11 protein-coding genes and 1 pseudogene are annotated in these 19,895 nt (G+C 63.3%); 8 read left to right on the top strand and 4 right to left on the bottom strand.

What is annotated here, in order from left to right; all coding sequences use genetic code 11:
• Positions 1–223: 223 nt before the first annotated feature.
• The 6 genes and pseudogenes from HDG39_RS10895 to HDG39_RS10870 all read left to right on the top strand — a co-directional run bounded on the left by HDG39_RS10895 (position 224) and on the right by HDG39_RS10870 (position 7,881).
• A complete protein-coding gene (locus HDG39_RS10895) occupies positions 224–2,641 on the top strand; it encodes a two-partner secretion domain-containing protein (RefSeq protein WP_184005765.1) in 2,418 nt (805 codons plus the stop codon).
• A gap of 852 nt (positions 2,642–3,493) precedes the next feature.
• Positions 3,494–4,747, top strand: coding sequence for a site-specific integrase (locus HDG39_RS10890; RefSeq protein ID WP_184005763.1), 1,254 nt, complete (start codon positions 3,494–3,496; stop codon positions 4,745–4,747).
• The gene (locus HDG39_RS10885; protein ID WP_260327693.1) at positions 4,744–5,715 is read left to right on the top strand and encodes a tyrosine-type recombinase/integrase; all 972 of its coding nucleotides are present in this window, start codon (positions 4,744–4,746) and stop codon (positions 5,713–5,715) included. The genes HDG39_RS10890 and HDG39_RS10885 overlap by 4 nt, the downstream gene beginning before the upstream one ends.
• Complete coding sequence (locus tag HDG39_RS10880; RefSeq protein WP_184005759.1) at positions 5,708–6,583, top strand: tyrosine-type recombinase/integrase; 876 nt, start codon at positions 5,708–5,710, stop codon at positions 6,581–6,583. The genes HDG39_RS10885 and HDG39_RS10880 overlap by 8 nt, the downstream gene beginning before the upstream one ends.
• A gap of 305 nt (positions 6,584–6,888) precedes the next feature.
• Positions 6,889–7,092: pseudogene (locus tag HDG39_RS10875) on the top strand (integrase); the annotation flags it as partial.
• A 231-nt stretch (positions 7,093–7,323) separates the two neighbouring features.
• On the top strand, positions 7,324–7,881 hold the full coding sequence (locus HDG39_RS10870) for a papain-like cysteine protease family protein (RefSeq protein ID WP_184005755.1): 558 nt from the start codon (positions 7,324–7,326) through the stop codon (positions 7,879–7,881).
• A 50-nt stretch (positions 7,882–7,931) separates the two neighbouring features.
• Here HDG39_RS10870 and HDG39_RS10865 read toward each other — a convergent pair whose 3' ends face one another.
• From HDG39_RS10865 to HDG39_RS10855, 3 genes are all read right to left on the bottom strand, one after another.
• Positions 7,932–8,606, bottom strand: a complete 675-nt coding sequence (locus HDG39_RS10865; RefSeq protein ID WP_184005753.1) for a hypothetical protein — start codon at positions 8,604–8,606, stop codon at positions 7,932–7,934.
• Positions 8,607–8,931: 325 nt separating this feature from the next.
• Positions 8,932–11,370, bottom strand: a complete 2,439-nt coding sequence (locus HDG39_RS10860; RefSeq protein ID WP_184005751.1) for a two-partner secretion domain-containing protein — start codon at positions 11,368–11,370, stop codon at positions 8,932–8,934.
• Between the two features lie 735 nt (positions 11,371–12,105).
• Positions 12,106–14,274, bottom strand: coding sequence for a two-partner secretion domain-containing protein (locus tag HDG39_RS10855; RefSeq protein WP_311666786.1), 2,169 nt, complete (start codon positions 14,272–14,274; stop codon positions 12,106–12,108).
• A gap of 533 nt (positions 14,275–14,807) precedes the next feature.
• On the opposite strand from HDG39_RS10855, the gene HDG39_RS10850 reads away from it, so the two are divergent.
• A complete protein-coding gene (locus HDG39_RS10850) occupies positions 14,808–15,107 on the top strand; it encodes a hypothetical protein (RefSeq protein WP_184005937.1) in 300 nt (99 codons plus the stop codon).
• 2 nt (positions 15,108–15,109) lie between these two features.
• Here HDG39_RS10850 and HDG39_RS10845 read toward each other — a convergent pair whose 3' ends face one another.
• The gene (locus HDG39_RS10845) at positions 15,110–16,831 is read right to left on the bottom strand and encodes a dihydroxy-acid dehydratase (protein ID WP_184005924.1); all 1,722 of its coding nucleotides are present in this window, start codon (positions 16,829–16,831) and stop codon (positions 15,110–15,112) included.
• A gap of 205 nt (positions 16,832–17,036) precedes the next feature.
• Between HDG39_RS10845 and HDG39_RS10840 the strand changes: the two genes are divergently transcribed.
• Positions 17,037–19,802, top strand: coding sequence for an MGH1-like glycoside hydrolase domain-containing protein (locus HDG39_RS10840; protein ID WP_184005749.1), 2,766 nt, complete (start codon positions 17,037–17,039; stop codon positions 19,800–19,802).
• Positions 19,803–19,895 lie beyond the last annotated feature (93 nt).

Below are 19,895 nucleotides of genomic sequence, written 5' to 3'. Positions count from 1 at the left end.
CCATCTGCTGTCGACGACTCATGTGCCAGTGGGCGTCGGATGTAGTAAGCGTGTGATAACAGCCGCCGCACTACGAGCGGACACAAAAGGCGCAAAACGTTGAGATATCGGCATGCATCCGCAACGCCGACTGCTATTCTTCAGACAGGGCGACTCGCGCGTTTGCGGCAGGCTCTGCGGGTCGTCGGCAGCGCTTCCGCACGCAAGCGGGAAAGGGGGCTGTATGTCAGATCCGGGGCTACCTCGGCCCGCGCGACGCGCACTGCGTCCACAACAATCGCGCGGACACATCTGGCTCGCCATCGGCATTTCGCTGACTGGATTGGCCCTGACGCCCGTGGCGTTCGCCGCGGGCAGCCTTCCGCAAGGCGGCCATTACGTCACCGGCGCGGGCACCATAGCCGGCCAGGGTAACGGGCTGGTAATCACTCAACCAGGTTCGACGCGCGGTGTAATTGAGTGGAACAGCTTCTCGATCGCCCGCAATAACAGCGTGATGTTTGACAATGGCGCCGGCGCGACCCTGAACCGCGTAACGGGTGGCTCGCCCTCGGCCATTCTTGGCAGGCTCAGTGCAACGGGAAGCCTATATGTGATCAATCCCCAGGGCATCGTCGTGGGCCCGTCGGGTGTGATCAGCACGGGTGGCCGCTTCGTCGCGTCCACCCTCGATGTCTGCAACTGTGCGTTCACGACCGGCAGCAGCGCGCTCACACTCTCGGGCGACTCCAACGCAAGCGTGGTCAACCTGGGCAGGATCAGTTCGAGCGGCGGCGATGTGTTGCTGATTGCGCGACACGCGGTCATCAACGCCGGCACCGTGTCAGCGCCCAACGGCACGGCGGAACTGGCCGTTGGTGGCGACGTGCTGTTGCAGGACTCGACGAGCAGCCGGCAGGTGTTCGTGCAGACGGGCAGTCAGGGCACGGTCGTCAACAAGGGGCGGATAATGGCCGCACAGGTCAGCCTGCAGGCCGCCGACGGCAACGTATATGCGCTTGCAGGCGGCGGCACGCGTATCCGTGCGACGGGCACGGCCAGCCGCGACGGTCATGTGTGGCTGGTCGCCGACAGAGGCCGCGTCGAGCAGATCGGCAAGATCGCCGCAAGCAACGCGGACGGCCGCGGCGGGACGGTCGATACACAGGCTGCACAACTGACGTTCGGCAAGCACGCAGCGGTTCAGGCAGGCCAATGGAATCTCTCGACGCCCGCCTTCACAATCGATGATGTCGCCGCGCATGCCTTGCGCCGCAGCCTGAGCGAGGGCACCTCGGTCGACGTCACGGCGACGGGCGCCAACGGCGCAACGGGCGACCTGAGCGTCGCGTCGAGCCTGCGCTGGTCCGGTCCGGCTTCGCTCACGCTTGCCGCGTACCGCGATGTCTCAGTCGCGAGCGGCACAACGATCGCGAACAACGGCGCGGGCAATCTGACCTTGCGCGCCGACGCCTCCGGCATCGACAACGGCGGCAGCGTGATCAACGGCGGCACTATCGACTGGTCGAAAAGTACCGGCATCGTCAGCGCGCTCTACGACATGAACGGCAGCTACACGCCCGGCATGATCGTGGCGAATAGCGCGTGGACAGCAGCTCCGTATAGCGGTCTCATCACCCAGGTGACCGGCTACAAGCTGGTCAATTCGGTCGGCGATTTACAGAACATCGCGCGCGATCTCGGCGGCGCGTATGCGCTCGGCAAAGACCTCGACGCCAGTTCGACCGATACGTCTTTCGCTTTCTCTTCGCTCGGCAATGCGACCACGCCATTTTCCGGTCAGTTCGACGGGATGGGCCACGTGATCGACAGGTTCACCCAGTTCGATCAGAGCTCGACCGAGCAGCCGGCGACGGGACTGTTCGGCACGATCGGGCCGACCGGTGTCGTGCGGAATGTCGGGATGACCAACGCCCGGGTCGTGACCAATATCTATTTCCCGGGCGGGATCCCGCTTGGCATTCTGGCCGGCGAGAACCAGGGCTTGATTACCTACGCCTATACTACCGGCGGCCGCGGCTCTGGCGCGTTCGAAGGTGCGGTGCTCGGCGGCCTGGTGGGACGCAACGTCGGCCTGATCGAGCGCTCTTGGAGCAGCGCGTTCGTCGGGTCGGCCGGCCTGCTCGGCGGCCTCGTCGGTGGCAACGGCGGTACCATCGTGCAATCTTATGCGACAGGGACGGTGAGCGGCGGCAATCATGGCTCCGGTGGCGGTCTGGTCGGCGCTAACGACGGAACGATTTCGCAGTCGTATGCAACGGGGCGAGTGTACGGCCCATTCAGCGCTGGGGGACTGGCTCTTTCGAATACCGGCCTCATCGAGCAGTCGTTTGCGTCGGGCGAAGTCAGAGGACCAACGTTCCAGGGCCCGGATTATGGCACTTATGGCGGCATCGTCGCCGTCCAGGGCTTACCGGCTGGAGTGCCGCTCGCGTCCAACGTCTACTGGGACAAGGAGACGACAACGCGAACGAAGAGCAGCGGGTACGGCGCGCAGCTATCGGCGTCCAACGGGCTCACGACCGCACAGATGAGCAATCCGGCCAGCTTTGACGCCTCGTGGGATTTCAGTGAGACCGGGACGTGGGTCATACCGGCGGGCGCGACCCACCCGATCCTGCGCTGGCAACTAGCGCCCTAGGCGCTGCAGCGAACTGCGGCGCGCACGCAGCACTGGCTCAGCCGCGTCGGCTGGTGGCATCGCAACGACAGATTGGGGGGAAGCCGGCCTCCGACTGCCTGCCTGAGCATGTCTACGAACGTCCGAAGATGGCCAACTGAGCCGGTGAACTGCAGCTTGTCTCCAATGCCTTTTTCGCTCGACGAAAGACTGACCGAGCGTGCGGTCATTCTGCAATAGCTCGCGCCGCTTCGGTAGTGGATTCGCATGCGCACTTATCCCTTGGCAGCAGGTCCGGCCAGGCAAGATTTCTCGCAGACCAAGGCGCGCCCAGTCCACATGCAAACGTGCCTGATTGCGGCGAAAGGATAGCTACATTCGGACTCGTTATTCGCGCTACCATGCCCGATCGCCGCCGTGATATCGGCGTTCATTGCGACAGTCCCAGCCGCGCTTTTCGGTAAAGCCGGTAATGCGTCTGACAGTGAAGCCATTGGCAACGCACAGGCTTCCGTCGGGCGCGAAGCCGAGACCGATTGGTCCCGCGAGCATTGCCTGGTTGGCGAGCCCTCCTTCATCCACCATAGACCCGTGTGCCGGTCCCGGTCGTGCTGACGACTCCCGACAAAGCACGGATGACCGATGTAGCTTGGAAGCAGTCGTTGATGTCGCGCTAGGTCGAACGGCAGAAGTGGGTCGCTATGTAAACCTCCGCATAGCGACCCCTATGCTCAGGTCGCAACTATGCGCAGATGGTCGGTCGCTGACGGCGCCGACTCAAGCATGGCACAGCTCTGGCAAGGCGGGCGAGTAAGGATCTGGACATAGTTCTCATCTGTAGATGCAGCGGTGGTCCCACTTCTGGAGATCACCATGGGCATCGTTCGCCGCTCCCACCGCACTGACATAGACGGTTTCGCCGACGGGCCGATCAGACCATACGTTGGCGCGTTCAAGCAGTACCTGAGCCAACGCCGGTACGCTGCGAAGACGGTCGCTACCTATCTGCGCTGCATCACGCATTTCGCCCAATGGGCGCACTTCGGGCACCATCGGCAGCAACGGATCGACGAAGGGTTGATCGCAGAGTTCCTCGACGAGCATCTCCCGCAGTGCGAGTGCGCTGGCGCGATCCGCCACGATCGGGGTGACCATAGCGCGGCGCTACGACACCTGCTCATGGTCTTGCGCGCTCAGGGCGTCATCGCGGTGCCGGCGGACAGCGCAACAGCGGTAGACGAGGAACTGCGCCGCTACGACGAGTATATGGAGCACGTGCGAGGCCTGGCGCCGAAGACGCGGAGCATGGCGCTGCGCATCGTCGGGCGGTTGCTAACGGCTCGTTTCGGCGAGGGCACCGTCGACGTCGCCGCGATCAAGCCCGAGCACGTTCGGCGTTTCTTCGCCGGGCAAGCGAAGCTCTATAGCAAACCGGCGAATGCTGGGCCAGTCGTGGCATCGCTGCGCGGTTATTTCCGCTACCGCGCCTCGCTCGGCGATCTGGTCCACGGACTGATCGGCGCGGTGTCCTATCCTGCTAACTGGTCGCTGTCCTCGTTGCCCAAGTCGCTGACGGCGGAAGAGGTCGAGCGGTTGATCGGATCGCTCGGCCAACGGGGACGCTCGATGCGGCGAGCCGACGCCATCGTGCGCTGTGCGCTCGATCTCGGACTGCGCAGCGGCGAGATCGCCCGTCTCAGCCTGGACGATATCGACTGGCAAGCCGGTACGCTCGTCCTGCGCCACACCAAGGGGCGCCGGGAGGACGTGCTGCCGCTACCCGTCGCGACCGGCGAAGCCATCGCGGCCTACCTCGAGCAGGAGCGTCCCAGGACTTCCAATCGAGCCGTCTTCGTCCGCCATGTCGCGCCCCGCGATCAGCCCGTCGGTGCCGATCTCGTCCGCAAGACGATCCGCCAAGCCTTCGCCCGCGCCGGCCTTCCTTACACGCGCTCGCATCTGCTGCGCCACACGATGGCCAACCGCTTGCTGGCCGGTGGCTCCTCGCTGAAGGAAGTAGCCGACGTCCTGCGTCACCGCTCGCTGAACACGACCCTGATCTATGCCAAGCTCGATAGCCGCAAGTTGGTCGAGGTCGCGCTGCCATGGCCAGGGAGTGCAGCATGAGAGCGCCGACTTCTGTGCAAGCACGCGTCGAACAGTTTCTGGTCGAGCGTCGCCAACTGGGGTTCTCCGATGATGGCTACGTCCTACGCAGCTTCGCGCGCCATGTCCAAGCTGCCGGCCATCGCGGCGCCTTGACGGTGGAACTCATGGCCGCCTGGGCCCGAAGCGACCGCCACGAGAGCAATGACCCGCGGACCTGGGCGCGACGGCTGAAGAGGCTGCGCGCGTTCCTGCGCTGGCTGCAGCAGTTCGAGCCGCGCACTGAGGTACCCGACGATTCGATCTTCGGACGGTTGCCCGAGCGGCAAGCGCCACACATCTTCAGCGAGGAAGAGATCGTCGACCTACTTGCTCGCGCGCGCCGACTCGGGCCTTCGCCGGGGCTACGCGGCGCCGTCTACGAAACGCTGTTCGGACTGGTCGCCGCCACGGGGCTGCGGATCGGCGAGGCGCTGTCGCTGCGCAACGGCGACCTTGATCTCAAGGACGGGATGCTGACCATCCACCGGACCAAGTTCGGCAAGTCGCGGCAGATCCCCATGCACCCGAGCACCGTGGATGCCTTGCGCCGCTATCGCCGGCTGCGTGACCTGGCCGAGGGGCCGCCGGCGGAGGATGGCCCATTCTTCGTCGGCACCCGCGGTCGACGACGAGGTCTGCCGCTCGGCGAGCGTCAAGTGCATCGCGTCTTCCGCGACCTACACCAGCAGCTGGGCTGGGGCAACCGCGGAGCGCACCATGCCCCACGCATCCATGACCTGCGACATACCTTCGTCGTGCGCCGCATCGTGCAGTGGCAGGCCCAGGGCGTGGACATCGATCAGGCCATGCTGTCGCTGTCGACCTACGTCGGGCACACGATGGTGACCAACACCTACTGGTACCTCTCGGCGGTGCCGGAGTTGATGGCGCTGGCCGCCGGACGTTTCGAGTCGTTCACGACCAGGGCGGAGGTGCAAGATGCGTGAGACCCCTGCTCCGAAGCCACCTTCGTTCGCTGCGCTGGTCCAGCAGTTCTTTACCGAGTACCTGGTCGCGCAGCGGGCGCTCAGTCCGCGTACGGTGGCCTGTTACCGGGATGCCTTGCTGCTGTTTCTGGACTTCGCTAGCGGCCAGCTCAACAAGGCGCCGACCACGATGCGGCTGGCCGACATCCAACCCGATCTGATTCTGGCCTTCCTTGACCATCTGGAGCAGGATCGGAAGAACTCGGTTCGCAGCCGCAATCTGAGGCTCACCGCGCTGCGCGCGTTCCTGAAGTTTGCCGGCCGCCGCGACGTGGCTTCGTTGCACGACGTCGAGCGCGCACTGGCGGTGCCGATGAAACGCTTCGAGCGGCCGATGCTGAACTACCTCACGCGTGCAGAGATGGTGGCCGTACTCGGCCAGCCGGGCGAGAGCTGGTCCTCGCGGCGCGATCACCTGCTGCTGACGTTGCTCTACAACACGGGCGCGCGTGTCTCCGAGATCATTGGCGTACGGGTCGTCGATGTAGTCCTCGACGGCGCAGCGTGCGCGCACCTGCACGGCAAGGGGCACAAGCTGCGATCGATCCCCCTGTGGGACGCCACCGTCGCCGAGGTCCGCAGCTGGTTGCGATTGAATCCAGCGCTGCGCGGCGAAGCCCCCTTGCTACCCAACCGGGATGGGCAGGCGATGTCGCGCTCCAACGTCGCACAACGCCTGGACCTTGCCGTGAGCCGCGCGAGCGTGGAGCAACCCAGTCTGCTCAAGAAGCGCGTCTCACCGCACATCTTGAGACACTATGTGCCCTTCCTGACTATGTCTTGTAAGTCTGCGACAGCCCTGTTTTTAGGGAAGATGCGTGAGGTTTGATAGAGATAGTCTGACTCCTTCAATCACTGTCCGGAGTCGGGGAAGGCATCCGCGATGCAATACATCATCGAGAATAAGCAGCTTTATCACGAGCCACTGAAGCCTCACTTGCATCCCATATCAAATATTCGACTTCCTTCGTAGACGGAAGAGTAGAGAAACTATGTCGTGTGATTGGCTGGGCATGTCTGCTCCACAACCCGCAATCTTCGGCCGGTCGAGGAAGCTCGTCCACATTACCCGACATAGTCAGGAAGGGCACATAGTGCCGCCTATGTCTTCAACGATATAGCCGTCACACGACTGCGATGCACCTGTTGCAGGCGGGCGTTCCATTCAATGTGATCGCCTTGTGGCTCGGTCACGAGAGCCCGATGACAACCCATCGCTACGTCGAAGCTGACCTCGCGATGAAGGAGAAAGCGCTCGGTCGGCTAGAGGCGCCAGATGCCAGGATTCGCCGATATCAGGCACCGGACTCGTTGCTTCGATTCCTGCAGACGCTGTAACTATGCGTAGGCTCCGCCAGCCCCTACCGCACCCCTTAAGGGGCTGGCCGCGCTCGCGATGACCATCTGCGCATAGTTGCGACCTGAGCATAGGGGTCGATCAGAGACCGTCGCGGCAGGTTTGCTATGGTGCTGAGGCGAACCGGCGCGCGGTCTGCCTGGCCCCGCCGGTCGTGCAGAACGTCGAACATGCAAGGCGGAGACGGCTTCCACCCGACCAGGAGCACCACGATGCCGAGCTTCACGATCAACCCGATTCCCGAAATGGTGTCGCAGCGATTCAACTACGTGCCGAAGTTCCTGCCCATCATCGACCCTACCTGCGGCCGCTACTGCCTCAAGTCGCTGCTCAAGTACTGGTACGTGAAGAAGGCCAACCTACGGTATCAGGACGTCCTGCTGCCGAAACCGGCGAACCGCGTGCGCGACTGGATCGCCTACGACCCCTATGACGACTACCAGAACGCCCCAAATCTGCTCGTCGAGAGCTACGACGTTCCGACGACCGCCGACCAGTGGATCAAGCGGCTCCAGGACTACGGGCCGATCATCCTGCGCGGCGTGCTCGGGCAAGCGAGCGTGTCGCACTTCGTCCTGCTGATCGGGGCCAGCTCGGACAATCCGCAGACGTTCAGCTTCAAGGACCCGCTGGCCGGGGACGTGGTCACGACCGGACCCTACGCGGGCATGGCAAACCGGATTGCGGCGCCGCTCGTCTACGGACGCTCCGACATCATGAGCCGCCTGCTCGACGCGCCCGCGCAGCAGGTGCTCGACGCGACGCACTGAGCCGCCGGGCCAGTGCCTCACGGAGGGCCGGCGCGCCGACCCTCGCTCGCTCAGCGAAACTGCGTGATCTTCTTGGACGCGACGATGTTGAGGTTCTCGGCCTTGCCAGGGTCCTTGCGCCGGACCGGATACACATCCTCGTACTCGTAGTCCTTCAGCGACTCCGCGACGTACGGACGCGTATCGTGCGCGATCGACCTGGGGTCCACCTCGCTCGACTTCGCCGGCCGCAAAAGCGCCTGCTGGTCGGGATTGAGCGGACTGGCCTTGGTGTCGCGCTCCATCTTGGTCCAGCGTTTGTACGAGATCCGCATCGTGTCGTGCACGCGGTCGAAGCGCACGTAGAGCGAGTCGGCCTTGCCGACGTGCGAAGTCACGCGCACGCCGTAGACGGGCCCGTCGAACCCCAGTTCGCGCGCGACGCCGAGCAGCATAGCCTTCCAGTCCTGCTCGCCGCTCGTGTCGTGCGTGTACTGGTGCTCCTGGTTGATGACCCCGTAGAGCGCGACGCCTGCCGTGATGTCAGCGGTACCTTGCTGGTCAGCCCAGGAGGCGAAGGCGTGGGCCTTGGCGTCGTCAACGCCGGCGCCGCCGGCGCCCTTGTAGTCGTGGAAGCCGTAGAGGCCGCCGCTCACCTGGAAGCAAACTGCCTGGCAGCCCTTGATGCTCGGAAAGCCGAGGGACTGGGTATCGAACGCGACGTGATTGTTGCCGACATAGTGCATGCGGGCCTCCCTGGCGCCGACGGGCGCAATGCCCCGATCACCGTGCCCGAGGGCCCGGCGAGGTGACGGAAGTGACGGAAGTGACGGAAGTGACGGAAGTGACAAATGACTATAGGCGAGCGCCGCGCGGGATGCCAGGTCTCGCCGTTCGTACGGAAGTCGGCAAACGTCCTGCTCACGGCCGCGGATACGTCAAACAGCCACGGCCCTGTCGCCCGGCCGGGCTGGCGATGCGAATCATCATGTCCAGGCATCTCCGTACCGCGCCAATCTGTCCCAAATGCTGCTTCTCGACATCGCGCCGCACGTCGAAAGACGCGCTGGTTCAAGGCATGGACTGCCACCGCAAGACGGGATGCGTTGCGCCCGCTGGCAGCGCCCAGACGCCTTTCGGGCTGAAGTCATAGCCGACGAATGACGATTGAGTCTCCATCTGCTCCGTGGTGAGACCGTTCGCGGCGGGGACCAGCGCACCCGAATTGACGCCGACAGTCGTTCCAGTGGCGTCCTTATCCCAATACACATTGCCGGCAACGGTCCCGTCGTTGGTATCGGCTATGCCGACGGCAGGGGGGCCGCCCGCCGGCCCGAAATTGCTGATGACGCGGCCAGTCGCAAACGATTCTTCGATGGTTCCGCCATTGTGCAGCACCAACGCCCCTGCGCCTCCGGACAAACATGCGGTGCCGTAACCGCCGCAGTAATTCGGCGAGAAGGTAACGGCACCGGTCGCGTACGACTGGACTATGAGCCCTCCGTTGTATGCGGCTAGTCCACCGCCGCCCGCCGTATGAGCTATCGCGTTGACGGCCCCGCTGGCGAACGATTGGCGAATGGTGCCGCCATTTGTGCCGACCAGGCCGCCGGCTCCGCCTTCGCTGGTCACCGCCGCGGCACTCGAGGAGCGCATGATGGTGCCCGAGTTCCAGCCGACAAGACCGCCGGAACCCGCGTTCTCGCTGCCGAACGCGGAGACGAATACACTGCCACTGGTGTGCGCGTTCGCGATCGTGCCGTAATTGACACCCACTAGCAGTCCGAAGCCGCCATAGCTACCGTAATCGTCAAGATTGCCTTGCACAGCCAGGTTGCGCACCACGCCGCTCGTGCCGACGACACTGAACAGACCGTGTGCGTCATAGCCGTTTGGCGGCGGGCCCGGTGAGAAAAATGCATGGAGGCTGACATTCGAAATCGTATGGCCGACGCCATCGAACTGTCCGGTAAAAGGCGTGAGGACGCCGCCGATAACGGCGCTGCCACCGCTGGCAGGAGTCGCGTCGATGTCCTTGCCGAGCGCGTAATTACCTGCAAGATCGAGCGATATGTTCTGCAAGTCGGTAAGCGAATTGACGAGCTTGTAGCCGGTAACCTGCGTCACGAGACCGCTATAAGGTGCCGCTGTCCACGCGCTATTCGCGACGATCGTTCCGGGGCTGTAGCTGCCATTCATGTCATAGAGCGCGCTGACGGTGCCGGTACTGTTGGACCAGTCGATCGTGCCGTGGTTGGCCACGCTGCCGGCATTATCGATGGCCGTCGAGTCCGCCCGCAAACTCAGATTGCCGCTGCCGGTGTTCCTTAGCGTCTTCCCCGGTGCGATCGTGACATCGTGAGCCGCCGCGAGCGATAGCGACGCCGGACCTGTCCAGCCCAGATTCGACGCAACCGTCAGATCACCGCTTGCGCCGGCCGTGCCAGTCGCGCTTGCGTCGACCGATGTGCCAGCGTTCAGACTGCGCATGAAAGCGCGCGCCGTGGTGCGATCGACGGTGAAGCCTGGTGTGGAGACGTCCCACAGCCCCGCCTGAACCGTTGCGTCGTGCGCGAACGTGAGCGTGGCGGCAAGTGTATCGACGGTTCCGCCGCCGTCGAGGTTCTTTGCCGCAATGGTGCCTTGTTGCGTTACGTGACCGCTGTCGGCAACCAGCCAGATGTGGCCGTCGCGCGTAGCCGTTCCGGTCGCGCGGATTCGCGAGCCGCCACCAGCAAGCGCGTAGATGTTGCCGTCGGCCGCTTCGAGATTGATCTGCGCGGCCAGCGTCGTGCCCCGATCGACCACGGTGCCTTTGCTGCCCGTCTGCACGAATAACTGTCTGCCGCTCGACGAATCGGACAACATCACCTGTTGCCCAACCACGTATTCAGCGGTGCCGTTCGGTGCGCTTACCACGCCGTCATTCAACACGACATCGCGTGCGATAAGAAAGATATCGCCGCCGCTGGAACTGATCTTGCCGAGATTCACCACCTTGCCATTCGACGTGCCGGAGAACGTGAGCGGCCCGCCATTCATGAAGGCGGTATCCGGCAGATCGAGCGTCGAAGCTACGAACCGTCCGCCCGCGCTGATGACGCCACTGCGGCCCACCACGATGCCCTGCGGGTTGATCAGATACACACTCCCGGTTGCATTCAAACTGCCGAGAAGCACCGAAGGCGCACTGGCCGTCACGCGATTGAGCGTTGCGCCCGAACCGTTGTTGAACGTGACGGTGTTGGTTCTGCCGATCGAGAAGCTGGTCCAGTCGATTACGCCACGAGTCGAGCCAGGTTGCGTGATAGTGAGCGCACCGCACTGACTAGCGATGGTTCCCGCGCCTGCAGCATAGTGGCCGCCTTGCGGAAGCACACCACCGGCAAAGGCCGCGTGCGCCAGCCACAACCCAGCGAGAGAGGCAGCGATGACAGGCGTGATGCGTTGAGACGGTTGTCGGCGACGCAGGGCACGTCGTAGCGGCCGGCTTGCGGACAAAGGTGCCATATGTCCCCCTTCCGCGGATGGTGGACGCCATCGGACCGCAATCTCACCGGAGTTGTGTAAACCGTGACTAACCAACAAGCGGAATACTAGTCACCTTGTCTGCGTCACGCCAATACATGTTGGCCCCCTGCGGGCAGTGCTCGCTTCGCCGTTAGTATCCAGCCCAAGGATTTTGCTGCGTGCACTCGCGTAGTCGAAGCGTCGAAGTGCTGAGAGTCCGAAATGCCTGGCGGGAGGTTGCCGCAATTGAGAGCGACCAACCTACTTCAGGGTTCGGCCAATTCGCGACACTGGAGCTTGCTCCTGGCGGAACATCCGAGCGATGGCTTTATCGCGGCCAGCGGTCGCTTGCCGATCCAAACCCTTACGCGCGCTCCCATTGAGTGAAAGCCACTTTTCGTCGCTCGTCTGGCGCGCCACACCCAGTGCCGGTAATTCCGTGAAAAGGCTGCTTAATGGCTGAATAACCAGATAGCGCTCGCGAGCTTAGGGCTCGCCATGATCGCAGGCGCACAAAGCGGCCGCTCGCCGCAACGTCGGCCGAACGGGGCCGCTCGGCTGACCAGCCATCAGCCCGGTCCTCGCCGCCTATTCCGCTCTCAAGGCGCCTGGCGCGTGGCAGTGCGCGGTGCGCGGCTCGTGCCCTGCCATCGCATCCTGGCGATGAGCAGACAGCTGGACATGGCTCGTGCAGCGCAGTTCCAAGACGAGGCTCGGCTGCCCCTCGACCGCGTGCTACGGCCCGAATTGTTGCCAGCGCAGGGCCGGATGGCTCGCACCAGGGAACATGATCCATGCTCCGTTCGGCCCAAAGTCAAAAGTCGGACCGAAGCTGGCCGGCATCCCCATCTGTTCCGTAGTCAGGCTTTGTGCGTTACCGGGCGAACCAAAATCGGCCACGCTCGTGACCGCCACGTCAGTGCCGGTCGCCTGGATGTCCCAGAAGACGTTGTGTGCAATGGATCCTGTGCCGATGTTGGTGGCCGCGATCCCGCCGCCGCCTCGCGGCGTCTGGACGAGCGCAGTCGCGAAGGACTGTTCGACCGTTCCTCGATTCCCACCAATGAGTGCGCCAACGGGGCCACCGTTCGCAGTCACCGTGCCTATTGCATATGATTGCGTGACCAGCCCGTCGTTCAGTCCTACCAGACCACCGGCACCGTTCCCACTGGTAAACGTGGCGGCATACGACTGCCGAATCACGCCGCCGTTGTACCCTACAAGGCCGCCGGTATAAGAGGCCGATGCGCTGAAGCATGTGCACAGAACACCGGCGCTGCTGGCCGACCGGGTTATCGTGCCTGTGGAACTGCCCACCAGACCACCGACGGCGACCGCCTGCCCCTCCGTAAGCGCAATCTCGCCGCCGGTACGAACCCGGGCAATGGTGCCTTCAGAGATCGCAGCAAGAAGGCCATAGTAGTAATTGGTTGCGGCGCCGCTGATAGTCGCCTGCAGAATCAGATTGCGGACAACACCGGCCGCCCCGATTACGGGGAACATGCCCACTGGCGCGCCAAAATTGCCCGACGCGGACATGCTGAGGTTTGAAATCGTGTGTCCCATCCCATCGAGCTGCCCGACGAAGGGCGTCAACGGGAAAGTAAGTATGCTCGAACTGGTCGTTCCCGGCGGCGTCCGCGCGTTTACATCTTTTCCGAGCGCGTAGATGCCCGCGAAATCATTGGCAATGCTTCCGAGATCGGAAAACGAGTTGACCAGCTTGTAGGGCGTGAACTGGCTAACAAGACCGCTATCCTCCGGCGCCGCCCACGTCCGGTTCGAAAGCACAGTCCCCGAACTGTAGCTGCCATTCATGTCATAGAATGCACTCACCAAACCGGTACTGCCCGACCAGTCGATCTTGCCCTGGTTTACCACGCTGCTTGCGTTGTCGATGCCCGTCGCGTCCGCCCGCAAACTCAGATTGCCGCTGCCTGTGTTTCGAAGTGTTGTCGTTGGTGCAATCGTTATGTTGCGATAAGCCGCGAGCGATAGCGACGCAGGACCTTGCCACACAAGATTCGACGCAACGGTCATGTCACCGCTTGCGCCATTCGTACCGGTCGCGCTTGCATCAATGGACGTGCCGGCGTAGAGACTGCGCACGAAAGCCGCGGCTGTGCTGCGATCGATCGTGAAATTTGGCGTCGACACGTTCCAAAGTCCTGCTTGCACCCCAGCGCCATGCGCCAGCGTGAGTGTGTTCGCAAGCGTATCGACGGTGCCGCCGCTGCCATCCTGGTTCGTTGCAGCGACGGTTCCGTGCTGCGTGACGTGACCGCTGTCGGCGACCAGCCAGATGTGGCCGTCGCGCGTAGCGGTGCCGGTCGCGCGGATTCGCGAGCCGCCACCGGCAAGCGCATAGATGTTGCCGTCGGCCGCTTCGAGATTGATCTGCGCGGCCAGCGTCGTGCCCCGATCGATCACGGTGCCCTTGCTGCCGGTCTGCACGAATAGCTGGCTGCTGCTCGACGAATCGGACAGCAGCACCTGTTGCCCAACCACGTATTCGGCGGTGCCGTTCGGTGCGCTTACCACGCCGTCATTCACCACGACATCGCGTGCGATCAGGAAAACGTCGCCGCCGCTGGAACTGACCTTGCCGAGATTCACCACCTTGCCATTCGACGTGCCGGAGAACGTGAGCGGCCCGCCATTCATGAAGGCGGTATCCGGCAGATCGAGCGTCGAAGCCACGAAACGTCCGCCCGTGCTGATGACGCCGCTATGACCGACCACGATGCCCTGCGGATTGATCAGGTACACACTGCCCGTTGCATTCAGACTGCCGAGAAGCGCCGACGGCGCGCCGGCCGTCACGCGATTGAGCGTTGCGCCCGAACCATTGTTAAACGTGACGGTGTTGCCTCTGCCAATCGAGAAACTGGTCCAGTCGATCACGCCGCGAGTCGAGCCCGGTTGCGTGACGGTCAGCGCATCGCACTGACGATGGTTCCCGCGCCGGCGACATAGCGGCCGCCTTGCGGTAGAACGCCACCGGCAGACGCCGCATGCGGCAACGACAATCCAGCGAGAATGACAGCGATGAGAGGCGCGAGATGTTGAGACGGTTGCCGGTAAAACAGCGCGCGCAGTGTCGGACGACCAAATGACAAGGGTGCCATATGTCCCCCTTCCGCGGATGGCGGACGCCATCGGACCGCAATCCGACCGGAGTCGCGTGAGCGGTGGCCAACGTACACGCAGAATACTAGTCACCGCCTTTGCGTCATGCCAGCAAATTTCACCGCCCGTCGGAACGGGGCTTGCTTTGCTGCTCGACACTCACGATGAAAAAAGAGGCTGCTTACAGCGGAGCATGCTGCGCCCGCTGAACTTGTCGCACCGGTGACGACAGTGGCAAGGTCGAATGACCGGTATCGAGTCTTTCGATCGTCCCTCTCGAATTGCTGACGTAGAACCCGGCCCCCTCAATGTCCGCACTCGCCGAAGACGAGTTCATAGATGAAGGCTCGCTATGGCCGTTCCACTGTGGTATCTGCGGTTGGAACCGCGACTACCCGACCGTCGGGAATGGGCCGACACTCGACGATGGCGCCGCCATCGAACAGGCTGCGGCGGATGGTCGGTTGAACCGGCTCGTAGTCCGCAACCCAGCGGGACCCCATACCCCCTACATTTCGCTTCTTTTCCCCGGTGATCTGCTGGGTCGCCTCGAAACACTGGGACCCTGGCAATCCGCAATCTTCGACGACACCTCTGATGGGGGATGAACTTATTTAAGCTCTTCGGAAGGAAATGCGGTGAGGAAATCAAAGTCGCACCCTGCGGCGGCAGAGAGCACGTGATCGTGATAGAGCCGCTGGTAACCGCGCGCATACATCCCTTCCGCCGGACGAATCTCAGCGGCTCGACGCGCCAGCTCGACCTCGTCAACCAGTAGATCGATCCGCTTGTCCCGCGCCGAGAGCCGGATCCGGTCGCCGTTGCGCACCAGCGCCAGCGGGCCACCGAGCGCCGCTTCTGGCGTCACGTGAAGCACGATGCTCCCGTACGCCGTGCCCGACATGCGCGCATCTGAAATCCGCACCATGTCCTTCACCCCCGCCCGCGCAAGTTTCTGCGGAATCGGCAGATAGCCGGCCTCGGGCATGCCTGAAGCACTGCGCGGCCCCGCGTTCTGCAATACGAGAATGTCGTCCGCGCGAACGTCCAGATCAGCGTCGTCGATGCGCGCGGCCAGATCTTCGAGCGAGGTAAATACCACGGCACGCCCTTCGTGTTCGAGCAGTTCGGGAGCAGCGGCGGCGCGCTTCAGAACCGCACCGCCGGGCGCCAGACTACCGTTCAGCACAATCAGTCCGCCCTCGGGACTGACCGGTTTCTCCGTCGAGCGGATCACGGCCGTATCGATCGGATCGGCAAGCGGCTTGTTCAAACGCTCCTCGAGACTCTGCCCGGCGATATCGCGACACGTCACATCGAGCTGGGGCATCAGTCCGCGCAGAACGCCCTCCAGCCCGCCGGCTGCATGGAAATCCTCCATGTAGCCGTTGCCTACCGGCTTGAGATCCACGAGTACGGGCGTTTCATCAGACAGCCGGTTGAACTCGTCGTAATCGATCTTCAGTCCGATACGACCAGCAATCGCCGCCAGATGAATCACGGCGTTGGTCGAACCGGAGACCGCGAGCAGCACGCGCAAGGCATTGCGCATCGACGCGGGCGTCACGATCTCGGCCGGTTTCGGTCCGCCACTGAGGGCCATGCGCGCAACCAGTGCTCCGGTTTCTTCGCAATTGCGCAGACGATCCGCGTGCACCGCCGGAATCGCCGCCGAACCGGGCAGCATCATGCCCAGCGTTTCCGCGATCAGCGCCATGGTCGACGCCGTGCCCATGACCGCACACGTTCCCGCCGTGACCGCCAGACGCCCCTCCACCTGCCTGATCTCCTGCGCCGAGACGTTCCCCGCGCGAAAATTCGACCAGAAGCGCCGGCAGTCCGTGCACGCGCCAAGCCGCTCGCCGCGATGTCGCCCGGTCATCATCGGACCGGCCACCACCATTGCGGCCGGCCGCTCCGCGGAGATCGCACCCATCAACATCGCCGGCACGGTTTTGTCGCATCCGCCGAGCAGCACCACCGCATCCATCGGCTGGGCACGGATCATTTCCTCGACGGCCATCGCCATCAGATTGCGATAGACCAGCGAAGTCGGCGAAAGGAAGACCTCGCCAAGCGAAATCACCGGAAATACGACCGGCAATGCGCCCGCCGCGAGCACGCCGCGCTCGACCGCCTTGATCATTTCGGGAAAGTGGCGATGGCAGTTATTGAAACCGCTCTCCGAGGTGCAGATCCCGACGATCGGCTTGTCGAGCGATTCGCCGGTGTAGCCCATCGATTTGGCAAACGACCGGCGCAGATAGCGCGCGAAGTCGTGATCACCGTAGTTCGTCAGGCCATTGTCGAAGCCACGCGGTTTTTGATTCATGTCCCATTCCTTACGATCAGGCGATGCAGCGCGGATATAGCAAAAGAAAACGTCAGATGAAACCAGGAACGAGGCGGCCTCCGACCTCGATAAGTCTAAACGACGCCTATCATCCAGATACCGCCCGGCGACGCACGCGTGACGGGATGGGCGGGGACTCACGCACTGAACGTGTTCGACGGTCGATCCCGGTTTGGGAGGTCACATGTCATCGCTACGCGCAAACGATCTGCTCAATTCGAAGGAAGGATTCCGCCTGCATGGCCAGGACCTCGACTGCTGGCGCCGCTGGGGGCCTTATCTGAGCGACCGGCAGTGGGGCACCGTTCGCGAAGACTACAGCGACTACGGAACCGCATGGGAGTATTTCCCCCACGATCATGCGCGCAGCCGCATGTACCGCTGGGGCGAGGATGGCATTGCCGGATTCGGCAACGACCCGCTCGACTGGTGCGTGTCGCTCGCGCTCTGGAACGGGCGCGACCCCATCCTGAAGGAGCGGCTGTTTGGCTTGACCAATGCGCAAGGCAATCACGGCGAGGACGTGAAGGAGCTTTACTTCTACGTCGATGGCACGCCGACGCACTCGTACATGAAGATGCTGTACAAATACCCCCACGATGCGTACCCGTATCAGGACCTGATCGAGGAAAACGGCCGGCGCGGCGCCGATCAGCCCGAATACGAAATCCTCGATACGGGCGTGTTCGACGACGATCGCTATTTCGACGTCTGGGTCGAGTACGCGAAGCACACACCCGACGACATCGTGATGCGCGTAACCGTCGAAAATCGCGCGGATCAGCCCGCGCCACTGCATGTGCTGCCGCTCTTCTGGGCGCGCAACCGCTGGGCGTGGTCAGGCAAGCCCGGCAAGCCGTCGCTCACGCTCGAGCCCGCGTCCGCCGAGGGCGCGCGCGTGATCGCGCACAATCCCGCGCTGGGCACGATGATCGTCACGGCCTCGGCGCCGCAGCCGATCGAATGGCTGTTCTGCGAAAACGAAACCAACGTCCGCCGCCTTTTCGGCATCGCCGGCGCAGGCCCGTTCAAGGATGGCTTCAACGATTACCTCGTCGATGGCGACGAGCACGCGATACGCCGCGACGCGGGCACCCGCGCCGCCGCTCATGTGGCCCTGTCGCTCGCGCCGCACGAGCGCGCGGTGCTGTATCTGCGCTGGCGTCCGGCGGCACTACCGGGCATCACGCGCGACGACGTGCCGCTCGACTTCGAAGCGCTGTTCGCGCGCCGGATCGCGGAGGCCGATGAGTTTTACGCCGCGCTCCAGCACGACATCAGCGACGCCGATGCGCGGCTCGTGCAACGCCAGGCGCTCGCCGGCATGCTATGGACGAAGCAGTATTACCAGTTCGACGTAACCCGCTGGCACGACGGCGACCCCGGTCAGCCGAAGCCGCCGAAAGGACGCCGGCACGGGCGCAACGCCGACTGGCGGCATATGTGCAACGGCGACGTCGTATCGATGCCGGACAAGTGGGAGTACCCGTGGTACGCGTCCTGGGATCTCGCGTTTCATGCCGCCGCGTTCGCAATGATGGACCCCGACTTCGCGAAGAAACAGTTGCTGTTGCTCGTGAAGGAACGCTACATGCATCCGAACGGGCAGTTGCCCGCCTACGAATGGGCATTCGGCGACGCGAATCCGCCCGTTCATGCATGGGCGACGTGGCGCGTGTACGAACTCGACCGTGAAGTCACGGGCGTCGGTGACCACAAGTTTCTCGAGGTGATGTTCCACAAGTTGCTGCTGAACTTTTCGTGGTGGGTCAACCGCAAGGATGCAGAGGACCGCAACATCTTCCAGGGCGGCTTTCTCGGGCTAGACAACGTCGGCATCTTCGACCGCTCTTCCCCGCTGCCGACGGGCGGCCGCATCGACCAGGCGGACGGCACCGCCTGGATGGCCTCGTATGCGCTCGACCTGATGCAGATCGGACTCGAGCTCGCGATGACGAACAACGCGTACGTCGAAATCGCGGTGAAGTTTTTCGAGCATTTCCTGTATATCGCAGAAGCCGTCGGTTGCAGCGAAGGTTGCAGAACGGGGCTATGGGACGGTCACGACGAATTCTTTTATGACGTACTGCATCTTCCAGACGGAACCCGTGTGCCGATGCGCGTTCGCTCGATCGTCGGCCTGATTCCGCTGTTCGCCGTGCATGTGCTCGAAGAACGCATATACGGCCACCTGCCCGGCCTGCGGGAACGTCTCGCCTGGTTTCTAGATCACCGGCCCAATCTGGCCAAACTCGTATCGCGTTGGACCGAACCCGGCAAAGGCAACACCACGCTGCTCTCGCTACTGCGCGGATACCGGATGACGGCATTGCTGCGCCGCGCGCTCGACGAAGACGAATTTCTGTCCGATCACGGCGTGCGCGCGCTGTCACGCGTGCATCGCGATACACCGTACGAGTTCGATCATGGCGGCGCGCACGTCTGCATCGCGTATCAGCCGGCCGAATCGGATTCGCGCGTATTCGGCGGCAATTCGAACTGGCGCGGGCCTGTGTGGATGCCCGTCAACTATCTGCTGATCGAATCGCTGTATGAATTCCATCGCTACTACGGCGACGAGTTCCGCATCGAATATCCAACGGGATCGGGCAACCGGTGCTCGCTCAGCGAGATCGCCGACGGTCTCGCGCGGCGTGTCACTACCCTCTTTCTCAAGGACGAGCACGGCGTGCGGCCCGTGATGACGGCTTATCCGCAGTTGCAGGCCGACCCGCGCTCGTCCGATCTCGTGCTGTTCCACGAGTACTTTCACGGCGACAGCGGACGTGGCGTCGGCGCTTCGCACCAGAGCGGCTGGAGCGGTCTCGTCGCGCTGCTGCTACAGCCGCGTCTGATGAAGCTGGCCCACGTGGCGTCCGATACCGCTGCCGAAAACGTGCGGGCAGGCGCGCCAGTCGCCGAAGACGCGCTGCCCGCGATGGCGCGATAGACGAGAATCGAAAATCCGGAATCGATCGAGACGCGATTCCCGAAACGCTATGCCCTCGACCTATCGGACCAAAGTCTGATTGACCGACCTGAA

Source organism: Paraburkholderia lebeckiae, from assembly GCF_014201005.1.
Classification (GTDB): Bacteria; Pseudomonadota; Gammaproteobacteria; order Burkholderiales; family Burkholderiaceae; genus Paraburkholderia; species Paraburkholderia tuberum.
Note: the sequence above shows the minus strand (reverse complement) of the source record. Positions and strands in the feature narration are given on the sequence as shown.

What these genes read in the sequence shown, in the direction of transcription:
- HDG39_RS10895 (WP_184005765.1), top strand. Translation starts at nt 224, where the DNA reads ATGTCAGATCCGGGGCTACCTCGGCCCGCGCGACGCGCACTGCGTCCA.
- HDG39_RS10890 (WP_184005763.1), top strand. Translation starts at nt 3,494, where the DNA reads ATGGGCATCGTTCGCCGCTCCCACCGCACTGACATAGACGGTTTCGCC.
- HDG39_RS10885 (WP_260327693.1), top strand. Translation starts at nt 4,744, where the DNA reads ATGAGAGCGCCGACTTCTGTGCAAGCACGCGTCGAACAGTTTCTGGTC.
- HDG39_RS10880 (WP_184005759.1), top strand. Translation starts at nt 5,708, where the DNA reads ATGCGTGAGACCCCTGCTCCGAAGCCACCTTCGTTCGCTGCGCTGGTC.
- HDG39_RS10870 (WP_184005755.1), top strand. Translation starts at nt 7,324, where the DNA reads ATGCCGAGCTTCACGATCAACCCGATTCCCGAAATGGTGTCGCAGCGA.
- HDG39_RS10865 (WP_184005753.1), bottom strand. Translation starts at nt 8,606, where the DNA reads ATGCACTATGTCGGCAACAATCACGTCGCGTTCGATACCCAGTCCCTC.
- HDG39_RS10860 (WP_184005751.1), bottom strand. Translation starts at nt 11,370, where the DNA reads ATGGCACCTTTGTCCGCAAGCCGGCCGCTACGACGTGCCCTGCGTCGC.
- HDG39_RS10850 (WP_184005937.1), top strand. Translation starts at nt 14,808, where the DNA reads ATGTCCGCACTCGCCGAAGACGAGTTCATAGATGAAGGCTCGCTATGG.
- HDG39_RS10845 (WP_184005924.1), bottom strand. Translation starts at nt 16,831, where the DNA reads ATGAATCAAAAACCGCGTGGCTTCGACAATGGCCTGACGAACTACGGT.
- HDG39_RS10840 (WP_184005749.1), top strand. Translation starts at nt 17,037, where the DNA reads ATGTCATCGCTACGCGCAAACGATCTGCTCAATTCGAAGGAAGGATTC.